General features: G+C 60.6%; 12 protein-coding genes. 9 read left to right on the top strand and 3 right to left on the bottom strand.

Annotation, left to right across the window (positions count from 1 at the left end):
* Positions 1–41: 41 nt before the first annotated feature.
* The 6 genes from dnaE (at position 42) to CKW09_RS19415 (ending at position 8,920) form a co-directional block, all read left to right on the top strand.
* Complete coding sequence (gene dnaE / locus CKW09_RS19440; protein ID WP_095098973.1) at positions 42–3,530, top strand: DNA polymerase III subunit alpha; 3,489 nt, start codon at positions 42–44, stop codon at positions 3,528–3,530.
* 12 nt (positions 3,531–3,542) lie between these two features.
* Positions 3,543–4,502, top strand: coding sequence for an acetyl-CoA carboxylase carboxyl transferase subunit alpha (accA, locus tag CKW09_RS19435; RefSeq protein ID WP_061796709.1), 960 nt, complete (start codon positions 3,543–3,545; stop codon positions 4,500–4,502).
* Positions 4,503–4,613: 111 nt separating this feature from the next.
* A complete protein-coding gene (locus CKW09_RS19430; protein ID WP_061796707.1) occupies positions 4,614–6,758 on the top strand; it encodes a lysine decarboxylase LdcC in 2,145 nt (714 codons plus the stop codon).
* A gap of 97 nt (positions 6,759–6,855) precedes the next feature.
* Entirely contained in the window at positions 6,856–7,245 is a 390-nt protein-coding gene (locus CKW09_RS19425) for a VOC family protein (RefSeq protein WP_061796705.1), read from the top strand.
* Between the two features lie 41 nt (positions 7,246–7,286).
* The gene (gene tilS / locus CKW09_RS19420; RefSeq protein ID WP_095098969.1) at positions 7,287–8,606 is read left to right on the top strand and encodes a tRNA lysidine(34) synthetase TilS; all 1,320 of its coding nucleotides are present in this window, start codon (positions 7,287–7,289) and stop codon (positions 8,604–8,606) included.
* Complete coding sequence (locus tag CKW09_RS19415; protein ID WP_095098965.1) at positions 8,606–8,920, top strand: c-type cytochrome; 315 nt, start codon at positions 8,606–8,608, stop codon at positions 8,918–8,920. Before tilS ends, CKW09_RS19415 begins: the two co-directional genes overlap by 1 nt.
* 51 nt (positions 8,921–8,971) lie before the next feature.
* On the opposite strand, the gene rof is transcribed toward CKW09_RS19415, so the two are convergent.
* Complete coding sequence (gene rof, locus CKW09_RS19410) at positions 8,972–9,235, bottom strand: Rho-binding antiterminator (protein ID WP_061796701.1); 264 nt, start codon at positions 9,233–9,235, stop codon at positions 8,972–8,974.
* Positions 9,222–9,422, bottom strand: coding sequence for a YaeP family protein (locus CKW09_RS19405; protein WP_073970287.1), 201 nt, complete (start codon positions 9,420–9,422; stop codon positions 9,222–9,224). The genes rof and CKW09_RS19405 overlap by 14 nt, the downstream gene beginning before the upstream one ends.
* 215 nt (positions 9,423–9,637) lie before the next feature.
* On the opposite strand from CKW09_RS19405, the gene CKW09_RS19400 reads away from it, so the two are divergent.
* The 3 genes from CKW09_RS19400 to nlpE are packed head-to-tail and all read left to right on the top strand — an operon-like array spanning position 9,638 to position 11,317.
* Positions 9,638–10,186 carry a YaeQ family protein gene (locus CKW09_RS19400; RefSeq protein WP_061796699.1) on the top strand — a complete coding sequence of 183 codons (549 nt, stop codon included), beginning with the start codon at positions 9,638–9,640 and terminating at the stop codon, positions 10,184–10,186.
* A gap of 3 nt (positions 10,187–10,189) precedes the next feature.
* Positions 10,190–10,603 carry an alternative ribosome rescue aminoacyl-tRNA hydrolase ArfB gene (gene arfB / locus CKW09_RS19395; RefSeq protein ID WP_061796698.1) on the top strand — a complete coding sequence of 138 codons (414 nt, stop codon included), beginning with the start codon at positions 10,190–10,192 and terminating at the stop codon, positions 10,601–10,603.
* Between the two features lie 30 nt (positions 10,604–10,633).
* Positions 10,634–11,317 carry an envelope stress response activation lipoprotein NlpE gene (nlpE, locus tag CKW09_RS19390; RefSeq protein ID WP_061796697.1) on the top strand — a complete coding sequence of 228 codons (684 nt, stop codon included), beginning with the start codon at positions 10,634–10,636 and terminating at the stop codon, positions 11,315–11,317.
* 46 nt (positions 11,318–11,363) lie between these two features.
* Here the strand turns inward: nlpE and proS are convergent, their stop codons facing one another.
* On the bottom strand, positions 11,364–13,082 hold the full coding sequence (gene proS / locus CKW09_RS19385) for a proline--tRNA ligase (protein WP_095098962.1): 1,719 nt from the start codon (positions 13,080–13,082) through the stop codon (positions 11,364–11,366).
* Positions 13,083–13,173: the final 91 nt, after the last annotated feature.

Raw genomic sequence — 13,173 nt, 5'->3', positions numbered from 1 at the left:
TGGGTTCGGTGCGCCGAGCCCCTTCATTCAGGTATCTGGATATGGCCGAACCTCGTTTTATTCACCTGCGCGTCCACAGTGACTACTCCATGATTGATGGATTGGCCAAGATCGGACCCTTGGTGAAAAGAGCCGCTGCCTTAGGCATGCCCGCTTTGGCCATTACCGACTTCACCAACCTGTGCGGCCTGGTCAAGTTCTACGGCAGCGCGCACGGCGCCGGGATCAAACCGATCATCGGCGCGGACTTCCATGTGCAAAGCGACGTGCTGGGCGACGAGCTGGCGCAGCTTACGGTGTTGGCCACCAACAACGAAGGCTACCAGAACCTGACGCTGCTGATTTCCCGCGCCTACCAGCGCGGCTACGGCGCCGCCGGGCCGATCATCGATCGCGACTGGCTGATAGAACACCGCGAAGGGTTGCTGCTGCTGTCCGGCGCGCGCCACGGCGACGTCGGCAAGTTCCTGCTGCGCGGCAACCAGCCGCAGGTTGAGCAGTGCCTGGATTTCTACCGGCAGTATTTCCCCGACAGTTACTATCTGGAACTGATCCGCACCGGTCGCCCGGACGAGGAAAACTACCTGCACGCCGCCGTGGCGCTGGCCACCGAGCGCGGTTTACCGGTGGTGGCCACCAACGACGTGCGTTTTCTGGTGGAAGACGACTTCGACGCCCATGAGATCCGCGTCGCCATCCACGATGGCTTCACGCTGGACGATCCCAAGCGCCCGCGCAACTACAGTCCGCAGCAATATATGCGCAGCGAAGACGAAATGTGCGAACTGTTCGCCGACATTCCCGAAGCGCTGCTCAACAGCGTCGAAATCGCCAAACGCTGCAACGTGACCATCCGCCTGGGTGAATACTTCCTGCCGCAATTCCCGACCGGCGATATGACCACCGAAGATTTCCTGGTGCTCAAGTCGAAGGAAGGGCTGGAGGAGCGCCTCGAGTTCCTGTTCCCCGATCCTGAAGTGCGCGCCCAGCGCCGCCCGGAATACGACGAGCGTCTGGACATTGAGCTGAAGGTGATCAACCAGATGGGGTTCCCCGGCTACTTCCTGATCGTGATGGAGTTCATCCAGTGGTCGAAGGACAACAACGTGCCGGTCGGCCCGGGCCGCGGCTCCGGCGCCGGTTCGCTGGTGGCCTACGCGCTGAAAATCACCGACCTGGATCCGCTGGAGTTTGACCTGCTGTTCGAACGCTTCCTGAACCCGGAACGCGTATCCATGCCCGATTTCGACGTCGACTTTTGCATGGAGAAGCGCGATCTGGTGATCGAGCACGTAGCGGAGATGTACGGCCGGGAAGCGGTTTCGCAGATCATCACCTTCGGCACCATGGCGGCGAAAGCGGTTATCCGCGACGTGGGCCGCGTGCTGGGCCACCCTTACGGCTTCGTCGATCGCATCTCCAAGCTGGTGCCGCCCGATCCGGGCATGACGCTGGAAAAGGCCTTTGCCGCCGAACCGCAGCTGCCGGAAATTTACGAGGCCGACGAAGAGGTCAAGGCGCTGATCGACATGGCGCGCAAGCTGGAAGGGGTGACGCGCAACGCCGGCAAACACGCCGGGGGCGTGGTGATCGCACCGACCAAGATAACCGACTTTGCGCCGCTGTACTGCGACGCCGAAGGGCATCATCCGGTCACCCAGTTCGACAAGAACGACGTGGAATACGCCGGGCTGGTGAAGTTCGACTTCCTCGGTTTGCGCACCCTGACCATCATCGACTGGGCGCTGGAGATGATCAACGCCCGTCGCGCCAAGAGCGGCGAACCGCCGATCGACATCGCCGCCATCCCGCTCGATGACAAGAAAAGTTTCGACATGCTGCAACGCTCGGAAACCACCGCGGTGTTCCAGCTTGAATCGCGCGGCATGAAAGACCTGATCAAACGTCTGAAGCCCGACTGCTTCGAAGACATGATCGCACTGGTGGCGCTGTTCCGCCCCGGCCCGCTACAGTCCGGCATGGTGGATAACTTCATCGACCGCAAGCACGGGCGCGAAGAGATTTCCTACCCGGATATCCAATGGCAGCACGAATCGCTCAAGCCGGTGCTGGAACCGACCTACGGCATCATCCTGTATCAGGAACAGGTGATGCAGATAGCCCAGGTGCTGGCCGGCTATACGCTGGGCGGCGCGGACATGCTGCGCCGCGCCATGGGCAAGAAGAACCCGGTCGAGATGGCCAAGCAGCGCGGCGGCTTTGAAGACGGCGCGAAATCGCGCGGCATCGACGGCGAGCTGTCGGTAAAAATCTTCGACCTGGTGGAGAAATTCGCCGGTTACGGCTTCAACAAATCGCACTCCGCCGCCTATGCGCTGGTGTCGTACCAGACGCTGTGGCTGAAGGCGCACTACCCGGCCGAGTTTATGGCGGCGGTAATGACCGCCGATATGGACAACACCGACAAGGTGGTGGGGCTGGTGGACGAATGCTGGCGCATGGGGCTGAAAATCCTGCCGCCGGACATCAACAGCGGGCAGTATCACTTCCACGTCAACGACGAAGGTGAAATCGTCTACGGCATCGGCGCCATCAAGGGCGTGGGCGAGGGGCCGATCGAAGCCATCATCGAAGCGCGCAACAGCGGCGAACAGGGCTATTTCAAAGACCTGTTCGACCTGTGCGCGCGTTCCGACATCAAGAAACTGAACCGCCGCATTCTGGAAAAGCTGATCATGTCCGGGGCGTTCGACCGCCTGGGGCCGCACCGCGCCGCGCTGATGAACTCATTGGGCGACGCGCTGAAGGCGGCCGATCAGCATGCCAAAGCCGAAGCTATCGGCCAGGTGGATATGTTTGGCGTGCTGGCGGAAGCGCCGGAGCAGGTGGAGCAATCCTACGCCAACGTGCCGCTGTGGCAGGAGCAGGTGGTGCTGGACGGCGAGCGGGAGACGCTGGGGCTGTACCTCACCGGCCACCCGATCACCCAGTACCTGAAGGAAATCGAACGCTATGCCGGTGGCCAGCGTTTGAAAGACATGCACCCGACGGACCGGGGCAAGATGACTACCGCCGTCGGGCTGGTGGTCGCCGCGCGGGTGATGGTGACCAAGCGCGGCAACCGCATCGGCATTTGTACGCTGGACGACCGTTCGGGCCGTCTGGAGGTGATGTTATTCACCGAGGCGCTAGAAAAATACCAGCATTTGTTGGAAAAAGACCGTATCCTGATCGCCAGTGGACAGGTCAGCTTTGATGACTTTAGCGGCGGGCTTAAAATGATGGCCCGCGAGGTAATGGACATCAGTGAAGCCCGTGAAAAATACGCTCGCGGGCTTGCTATCTCGCTGACGGACAGGCAAATTGATGACCAGCTTTTGAACCGTCTCCGCCAGTCGTTGGAACCCCATCGATCGGGGACGATTCCAGTGCATCTCTACTATCAACGGGAAGATGCGCGGGCCAAGCTGCGTTTTGGCGCAACCTGGCGCGTAACGCCCACCGACCGCTTGTTGATAGACTTGCGGACGTTGGTAGGCAATGAGCAGGTGGAACTGGAATTTGACTAAAATAGGAATGTTATGAGTCTGAATTTTCTTGATTTTGAACAGCCGATTGCAGAGCTGGAAGCGAAAATTGACTCGCTGACCGCAGTCAGCCGTCAAGACGAAAAATTAGATATTAATCTGGACGAAGAGGTTCAGCGCCTGCGTGAAAAGAGCGTTGAGCTGACGCGCAAGATTTTTGCCGATCTTGGGGCCTGGCAGATTGCCCAACTGGCACGCCACCCGCGCCGTCCTTATACCCTGGATTATATCAAACACATCTTTACCGACTTCGAAGAGTTGGCCGGCGATCGCGCCTACGCCGACGACAAAGCGATTGTCGGCGGCATTGCGCGCCTGGATGGTCGCCCGGTGATGATCATTGGTCATCAGAAAGGCCGCGAGACCAAAGAGAAAATCCGCCGCAACTTCGGCATGCCGGCGCCGGAAGGCTACCGCAAGGCGCTGCGCCTGATGGAACTGGCCTCCCGCTTCAAGCTGCCGATCATCACCTTCATCGACACCCCGGGCGCTTATCCGGGCGTGGGCGCGGAAGAACGCGGCCAGTCTGAAGCCATCGCGCGCAACCTGCGCGAGATGTCGCGTCTGAACGTGCCGGTCATCTGCACCGTCATCGGCGAGGGCGGCTCCGGCGGCGCGCTGGCGATCGGCGTGGGCGACAAGGTGAACATGCTGCAGTACAGCACCTACTCGGTGATTTCACCGGAAGGCTGCGCATCGATCCTGTGGAAAAGCGCCGACAAGGCGCCGCTGGCGGCGGAAGCGATGGGCATCACCGCGCCGCGTCTGAAAGAGCTGAAGCTGATCGACTCGGTGATCCCGGAGCCGTTGGGTTCCGCCCACCGCGACGTGCCGGCGATGGCCGCTTCACTGAAAGCGCAGCTGTTGGCCGACCTGAAAGATCTCGACGGCCTGAACAACGAAGAGTTGCTCAACCGCCGCTATCAGCGCCTGATGAACTACGGCTACTGCTGAGTTCCGCCACGCGCTGCATGAAACCGCCTTCGGGCGGTTTTTTTTTGGCTACACACCGCAGTATTTTCATGTTGTCATAGCGGTTTGGCGGTTAACTGACTGGAGCAGCCGATGAACATCATCGCGATCATGAGCCCGACCGGCGTTTATTACAAAGATGAGCCCATCCGCGAGCTCCACGCCGCGCTGGCCGCAATGGGGTTTCAACTGGTCTATCCAAAGGACAGCGGCGACCTGCTGAAGCTGATCGAGGCCAATGCGCGCATCTGCGGGGTGATTTTCGACTGGGACGACTACAGCCTGGAGCTGTGCAGCGAAATCAACGAGCTGAACGAATATCTGCCGCTGTACGCCTTTATCAATACCCATTCCACCTTCGACGTCAGCCTGCATGAAATGCGCATGGTGCTGTATTTCTTCGAGTACGGCCTGAATGCGGCGGCCGATATCGCGCAGCGCATCCAGCAATACACCGCAGAATACATAGATACCATCACGCCGCCGCTGACCAAGGCGCTGTTCAACTACGTGCGCGAAGGCAAATACACCTTCTGCACCCCGGGCCACATGGCCGGCACCGCCTTTCAGAAAAGCCCGGTGGGCTGTCTGTTCTACGACTTTTTCGGCGCCAACACCCTGAAGGCCGACGTGTCGATCTCGGTAACCGAACTGGGATCGTTGCTGGATCATACCGGGCCGCATCTGGAGGCGGAAGAGTACATCGCCCGCACCTTCAACGCCGAGCAGAGTTATCTGGTGACCAACGGCACCTCCACCGCCAACAAGATTGTCGGCATGTACTCGGCGCCGGCCGGCAGCACGGTGCTGATTGACCGTAACTGCCACAAGTCGCTGTGTCACCTGTTGATGATGAGCGATATCGTGCCCGTCTATCTGCGCCCGCTGCGCAACGCCTACGGCATCCTCGGCGGCATCCCGCAGCGCGAGTTCGGCTCAGCCAGCATCGCCGCCCGGGTGGCCGCCACCGCCAACGCCAGCTGGCCGGTGCATGCGGTGATCACCAACTCCACCTACGACGGCCTGCTGTACAACACCGATTACATCAAGCAGACGCTGGATGTGCCGTCGATCCATTTCGATTCCGCCTGGGTGCCCTATACCCATTTCCACCCGATCTACGACGGCAAGAGCGGCATGAGCGGCGATCGCGTACCCGGCAAGGTTTTCTACGAAACCCAGTCGACCCACAAGCTGCTGGCGGCTTTCTCGCAGGCCTCGATGATCCACATCAAAGGGGATTACGATGAAAGCACCTTTAACGAAGCCTATATGATGCACACTACCACCTCGCCGAATTACGGCATCGTGGCGTCGATGGAAACCGCCGCCGCCATGCTGCGCGGCAATCCGGGGCGGCGGTTGATCAACCGTTCGGTGGAGCGCGCGCTGCATTTTCGCCGCGAGGTGCGGCGGCTGCGCGCAGAGAGCGACAGCTGGTTCTTCGACATCTGGCAGCCGGAAGAGATCGATCAGGCGCAGTGCTGGCCGTTGGATCCTGATGACAACTGGCACGGCTTCGGCCAAACCGACAGCGATCATATGTATCTCGATCCGATCAAGGTGACGATCCTGACGCCCGGCATGAACCCGTTGGGCGCGCTGGAGGAGAGCGGCATTCCGGCGGCGCTGGTGGCGAAATACCTCGACGAACGCGGCATCGTGGTGGAGAAAACCGGCCCCTACAACCTGCTGTTCCTGTTCAGCATCGGCATCGATAAAACCAAGGCGATGAGCCTGCTGCGCGGCCTGACCGATTTCAAACGCGCCTACGATCTCAACCTGCGGGTGAAGAACATGCTGCCGGATCTGTACGCCGAGGATCCCGATTTTTACCGCAATATGCGCATTCAGGATCTGGCGGCCGGCATCCATCGGCTGATTTGCCGACACGATCTTCCGCGCCTGATGCAGCGGGCGTTCGACGTGTTGCCGGAGATGAAGCTGACGCCGCACCAGATGTTCCAACAGCAGGTGCGCGGCAACGTGGAAACCTGCGAGCTGGACCAGTTGGTGGGCAAGGTGGCGGCCAACATGATCCTGCCGTATCCGCCGGGCGTGCCGCTGGTGATGCCGGGAGAAATGATCACCGAGGAGAGCAGGGCGGTGCTCGATTTCCTGCTGATGCTGTGCGCGATCGGCGAGCGTTATCCGGGGTTCGAAACCGACATTCACGGCGCCCGGTTGACCGAGGATGGCCGCTATCTGGTGAAGGTGCTGAAAGACCCGCGGGAATAGCCCGGTTGGCGCTCGCCTGTTCGCGGCCGTTTTTGCCGTTGACCTCGCCCGCGTCGCCAGCTACCGTGCCTCATCAGATAAAACGTGGGGACTCATTATGCTGGCATTACGTCAGGTGCATCATATCGCTATCATCGGCTCGGATTACGCGGCCAGTAAGCATTTCTACTGCGATATTCTCGGTTTTACCCTGCTGGACGAGTTTTATCGCGCAGAGCGCGATTCGTGGAAGGCGGATCTGGCGCTCAACGGCCAATACAGCATCGAGCTGTTCTCCTTCCCTTCGCCGCCGGCTCGGGTCAGCCGGCCGGAGGCCTGCGGCCTGCGCCACCTGGCGTTCAGCGTCGACGACATCGAGCAAGCCATCGCCCATTTGCAGGCGGCCGGGGTGGCGTGCGAGCCGGTGCGCGTCGATCCCTACACCCAGTCCCGTTTCACCTTCTTCAGCGATCCCGATGGGCTGCCGCTGGAATTGTATGAGCTATAAAGGGTTAACGTGCAGCAATGTGGAAGTGACAAAGCCTATCAATGGATACCAATCAATTAGCGACTCAGGTCGCGGACCAACTGGGCGATTGCCGAAAGCTGCTGGTGGCGTTCAGCGGCGGTCTGGATTCCAGCGTGCTGTTGCACCTGCTGGCGCAGCAGCGCCCGGCGCTGCAGCTGCGGGCGCTGCACGTGCATCACGGCCTGAGCGCCTTTGCCGACGACTGGGCCGAACACTGCGAGCGGCAATGCGCCGCCTGGGGCGTGGCGCTGAAGGTGCAGCGGGTGCGGGTGGATGCCCGCGAAGGCGGCATCGAAGCGGCGGCGCGCGCGGCGCGTTACGCGGCTTTCGGCGCCATGCTGCAGGCCGACGAAGCCCTGATTACCGCTCAGCACCTCGACGACCAAAGCGAAACCTTTCTGCTGGCGCTCAAACGCGGCAGCGGCCCGGCCGGTTTGTCGTCGATGGCGGTGCGCGGCGCGCTGGGTGACCATGCGCTGTTGCGGCCGTTGCTGGGCTGTTCGCGCCGGCAGCTGGAAGCCTATGCGCAGCAGCACCGATTATCCTGGATAGACGACGACAGCAATCGGGACCCGCGTTTCGATCGCAACTTTTTGCGGCTGCAGGTGCTGCCGCTGCTCAATCGGCGCTGGCCGCACTTTGCTTCCGCGGTGGCCCGCAGCGCCAGCCTGTGCGCCGAACAGGAGCAGCTGCTGGACGAGCTGCTGGCGGAACAGCTGCGCTCCCTGCTGGCGGATGATGGCTCGCTGGCGATCGACGGTCTGCTGAGCTGTTCGCCGGCGCGGCGCTTCGCCCTGCTGCGCCGCTGGATAGCGCGGTTTAACGTCAGCATGCCTTCGCGCGAGCAGCTGCAGCGCCTGTGGGAGGAGGTGGCGCTCAGCCGGGCGGACGCCGAGCCGCAGCTGCAGCCGGGGCAGTATCAGATCCGGCGTTTCCGCGGCCGGCTGTATTTGCTGCCGCCGCTGGCGGCGCTGCGCGATATCCGCCTGGACTGGCGCGGCGACGCGCCTTTGACGCTGCCGGACGGGCTGGGCCGTTTAATCAGCGGTGAAGGCGAGGTGCAACTGCGTGCGCCGCTGGCGTCGCAGCGGGTCAGCGTGCGTTTCGGCGCTCGGGGCGCGGTGCGCATCGTCGGCCGCGCTCATTCGCGCCCGATCAAAAAGCTGTGGCAGGAACTGGGCATTGCCCCCTGGCTGCGTGACCGCATTCCGTTGATCTACTATGACGAGCAGCTGATCGCCGCGCTGGGCGCGTTCGTTTGCGAAGCCGGCCTGGTGCCGCCGGACGCGCAGCCGTGGCGGCTGCGCTGGGATAAAAATAATAATCGAGAGGAGCAATGATGAGGTTTGTCCGTGTGATGCTGTTGGCCGCCGGTCTGTTCAGCCTGCCCGCGATGGCGGCGGGCGACGCGGCCGCCGGCAAGGAGAAGTCCGCCGGCTGCATGGCCTGCCATGGCGCGGAAGGCAAGGTCAAGGTGCCGATGTACCCCAATTTGGCCGGCCAGAACGCCCTGTATCTGCAGCACGCGCTGCAGGCCTATAAGAAAGGGGAGCGCAACGGCGGCCAGGCCGAGGTGATGAAAGCCTATGTGTCCGGGCTGTCGGACGCGGATATTGCCGATCTGGCGGCCTATTACGCCGGCCTGAAGCCCTAAATGACGAGGGCAGCCGTTGGCTGCCCTGTTGGGATGGGGCTACCGCGGTTATCAGTCGGAAAGGCTGACGACGACGGTACCGATTTCCGGATGACTAAAACTGCCGATGTGGTCCAGGCGCAGATCGCGCTGATTACCGTTCTGCTCGATGGTCAGATACTCAACGCGCTTTTTTTGCAGCAGATCGATGGCCTTGGCTTCGATCACTTCTCCGTCGCGTAACTCCAGCTTCAGAATAAGTTTATGCTGACAGGCGAGTTCCAGGTTGTCGTAGTCATCGCAATTGATGGGTTGATACTCATCATTCATCAACATAGTCGCTCACCAATAAGTTAGCGGCGGCAAAGGCCGCCTGTTCCCTAACGGAGGACGGTAGCGCGTTATCCGCAGCGACAGCGTCCAATGCCTTTAACACACATGCTAGCGCATCAGGCACGTAGCCGAGATCTCCACTGCCAATCTCGGCGTAAAAACGGCGTACTAACTCACAGTATTGTTGCACAGTTTCCTCCCTTGAGAACCTCTGCGTCATCGAAGACCGATATAGCGATGAGGCGCAGGCTCTCGGAGTTTTACCCTATCCTAGACGACTATAGCACAGCTGTTGTGGAGTTATTAGCACCTCAGCGCGCCTTTCGCACCGCGCTTTGCCCGGCCGCGCTGGCTGCGGACCGGCCAAATCAAGTACAATGTGGCCTGATAATTATGAGGTCACCCATGGCGTTGAAAGCAACCATTTATAAAGCCGCGGTCAATATCGCTGATATGGATCGTCACTTCTACCACGACGCCACCCTGACGCTGGCACAGCATCCTTCCGAAACCGAACAGCGCATGATGCTGCGCCTGCTGGCCTGGATCTGCCACGCCGACGAACGGCTGGTGTTCACCAAGGGCCTGAGCGCCGAAGACGAGCCGGAGATCTGGCGGCGCAACGATCACAACGGGCTGGAAATGTGGATCGAAATGGGGCTGCCGGATGAGAAACGCATCAAAAAGGCCTGCAACCAGTCGCCGCGCGTGGTGCTGTACGCCTATGGCGAGCGCGCCGGGCACGTCTGGTGGCAGGGCATGCAAAGCAAGGTAGCCGGCTACAAGAATCTCAGCGTGCGTTTTCTCGATGATGAACAGCTGGGGCGGCTCGCGGCGCTGGCCAGCCGCAATATGCAGCTGCAAGCCACGCTGCAGGAGGGAACTATTTGGCTGTCCGATGCTCAGAATAGTCTGGAAATCCAGTTTGCCGAGTGGCAACAGGCGCAGGTGTGACCGGTGCTGGAACTGTCAAGAAACGTAGCCATACCGGACAATGAACTGGAATTGACCGCCATCCGCGCGCAGGGCGCGGGCGGGCAGCACGTGAACAAAACCTCAACGGCGATCCATTTGCGCTTTGACATCCGGGCCTCCAGCCTGCCAGAGTATTATAAAGAAAGGCTGCTGGCCTTTAATCACCATTTAATTACCGCTGACGGCGTGGTGATTATCAAAGCGCAGGAATATCGCAGCCAGGAATTAAACCGTGAAGCGGCGTTGGCCAGGCTGGCGGCGCTGATTCAACAGGCGATGGTGGTGGAAAAAGCGCGCAAGGCGACCAAGCCCAGCAAAGGGGCCAAATTACGCCGGTTGGAAGGCAAGGTACGTAAAGGCGCCACCAAGGCGCTGCGCGGCAAGATCCGCACTTAGGAAATACATGAACACAGTAGGAGAATAACTGTGAAGAAAATTACGATAGCCCTGTTTTTGGCGGCAGGGGCGCTCTCGTTGTTGGGATGCAACAATCATTATCAGCCGAAGGAACAACCGCTGCAGCCGATGCAGCAAAGCTATCAGGGCCTGTTGCCCTGCGCCGATTGCGAAGGCATCGACACCGCGCTGTTCCTGGATGAAGACGGCACCTTCGTGCTGCAGGAAACCTACCGCGGCAGCAGAGACGGCGACCAGGCCTTTGCCGATTACGGCAAATGGGCGCGCACCGCGGACAAGCTGGTGCTGACCGACAGCAAGGGCGAAAAGCGTTACTTCCGCCCGGCGGGCAAAAGCCTGGAGATGCTGGATCAAAGCGGGGCGCCTATCGAATCGACGCTGAACTACCGTTTGGATCCGGTCGAGAAGCCGTTGCCTAAAACGCCGATGCAGCTGAAGGGCAGCTATACCTATATGGCGGATGCGGCGGTGTTCAAAGACTGCGCCACCGGCAAGACCTTCCAGATAGACAACAACATCGCGCTGGAGCAGGGTTACGCCAAAGCGTATAAAACGCCGGGCGAGCCGGTGTTCCTGACCTTCAACGCGCACTTCAGCGTGCAGCCTTCGATGGAAGAGGGGCAGATCGAGAAGGCGCTGGTGCCGGACGGCAAGATTGTCTTCGACCGCAGCAAAAACTGCGACAGCAAATAACAGACATAAAAAAACCCGCCGAGGCGGGTTTTTTATTGCCTGACGATCAGCGCTTGATCTGCCCCAGCAGGAAATCAACGATTTCACCGGTTTTGATCATTTGCTTCTCGCCGATGCGGCGGTTTTTATACTCGATCTCTTCGCTGTCGAGGTTGCGATCGCCGATGACGATAGAGTGCGGCACGCCAATCAGTTCCATATCGGCGAACATCACGCCCGGACGTTCTTTTCGGTCGTCGAGGATCACGTCGATGCCGTGGGAACGCAGGGTGTTGTACAGCTCTTCGGCCAGCGCCTGCACGCGGAAGGACTTGTGCATGTTCATCGGCAGGATAGCGACCTGGAAAGGCGCGATCGCGTCTGGCCAGATGATGCCGCGGTCGTCGTGGTTCTGCTCGATGGCGGCAGCCACCACGCGGGTCACCCCGATGCCGTAGCAACCCATGGTCAGCAGCTGGTTGCGGCCGTCTTCACCCTGAACCGTGGCTTTCAGCGCTTCCGAGTACTTGGTGCCGAGCTGGAAGATATGGCCCACTTCGATACCGCGTTTGATCAGCAGCGTGCCCTGGCCGTCCGGGCTGGCGTCGCCTTCCACTACGTTACGGATATCGGCCACCTGCGGCAGCGGCAGATCGCGCTCCCAGTTGATGCCGAAGTAGTGTTTGCCGTCGACGTTGGCGCCGGCGCCGAAATCGCTCATCGCCGCCACGCTGCGGTCGATAACCACCGGCACCTGCAGGTTGACCGGGCCCAGCGAGCCCGGGCCGGCGCCGACGATGGCGCGGATTTCTTCTTCGGTGGCGAAGGTCAGCGGTGCGGCAACCTGTGGCAGCTTCTCGGCTTTGACTTCGTTCAGTTCGTGATCGCCGCGCACCAGCAGGGCGACCAGCGGGTGGCCGCTCTCTTCGGCGGCGCGCACCAGCAGCGTCTTGACGGTTTTTTCCACCGGCAGCTGGAATTGCTCGACCAGCTCGGCGATGGTTTTGGCGTTTGGCGTGTCGACGATGCGCAGCGCTTCACTGGCGGCCGCACGCGGCTGAGCGGGCGCCACCGCTTCGGCCAGCTCGATGTTGGCGGCGAAGTCGGAGCCGGTGGAGAATACGATGTCGTCTTCACCGCTGTCGGCCAGTACCTGGAATTCATGCGAGGCGCTGCCGCCGATCGAACCGGTATCGGCCTGCACCGGACGGAAATCCAGACCCATGCGGCTGAAGATTTTGCTGTAGGCTTCGTACATCGCGTCGTAGGTGGCCTGCAGCGATTCCTGCGTGGTATGGAAGGAGTAGGCATCCTTCATCAGGAATTCGCGGGAGCGCATTACGCCGAAACGCGGGCGCACTTCGTCGCGGAACTTGGTCTGGATCTGGAAGAAGTTCAGCGGCAGCTGCTTGTACGAGCTGATTTCGTTGCGGATCAGATCGGTGATCACTTCTTCATGCGTCGGGCCCAGCACGAACGGACGGTCGCCGCGATCGACAAAGCGCAGCAGCTCGGGGCCATACTGCTCCCAACGGCCGCTTTCCTGCCACAGGTCGGCAGGCTGAACCACCGGCATGGAAACTTCGATCGCGTTAGCATTGTTCATTTCTTCGCGAACGATGTTTTCAACCTTTTTCAGAACGCGCAGGCCGGTCGGCAACCAGGTGTAAAGACCGGAGGCCAGCTTGCGGATCATCCCGGCGCGCAGCATCAGCTGGTGGCTGATCACTTCGGCATCGGCAGGTGTCTCCTTCAGGGTGGAGAGCAGATATTGGCTAGTACGCATGGTGTTTTGGTTCCGTTAGAACTGCAAATTGCATCGGGCTGCCAGAGTGGCGGCCAAAAGCGACAAAAGTGGTTTAGTTTACCAGCGCGAG

The organism is Serratia ficaria (assembly GCF_900187015.1).
GTDB lineage: Bacteria > Pseudomonadota > Gammaproteobacteria > Enterobacterales > Enterobacteriaceae > Serratia > Serratia ficaria.
This window is presented reverse-complemented; position numbering and strand designations above follow the sequence as displayed.

What these genes read in the sequence shown, in the direction of transcription:
- dnaE (WP_095098973.1), top strand. Translation starts at nt 42, where the DNA reads ATGGCCGAACCTCGTTTTATTCACCTGCGCGTCCACAGTGACTACTCC.
- accA (WP_061796709.1), top strand. Translation starts at nt 3,543, where the DNA reads ATGAGTCTGAATTTTCTTGATTTTGAACAGCCGATTGCAGAGCTGGAA.
- CKW09_RS19430 (WP_061796707.1), top strand. Translation starts at nt 4,614, where the DNA reads ATGAACATCATCGCGATCATGAGCCCGACCGGCGTTTATTACAAAGAT.
- CKW09_RS19425 (WP_061796705.1), top strand. Translation starts at nt 6,856, where the DNA reads ATGCTGGCATTACGTCAGGTGCATCATATCGCTATCATCGGCTCGGAT.
- tilS (WP_095098969.1), top strand. Translation starts at nt 7,287, where the DNA reads ATGGATACCAATCAATTAGCGACTCAGGTCGCGGACCAACTGGGCGAT.
- CKW09_RS19415 (WP_095098965.1), top strand. Translation starts at nt 8,606, where the DNA reads ATGAGGTTTGTCCGTGTGATGCTGTTGGCCGCCGGTCTGTTCAGCCTG.
- rof (WP_061796701.1), bottom strand. Translation starts at nt 9,235, where the DNA reads ATGTTGATGAATGATGAGTATCAACCCATCAATTGCGATGACTACGAC.
- CKW09_RS19400 (WP_061796699.1), top strand. Translation starts at nt 9,638, where the DNA reads ATGGCGTTGAAAGCAACCATTTATAAAGCCGCGGTCAATATCGCTGAT.
- proS (WP_095098962.1), bottom strand. Translation starts at nt 13,082, where the DNA reads ATGCGTACTAGCCAATATCTGCTCTCCACCCTGAAGGAGACACCTGCC.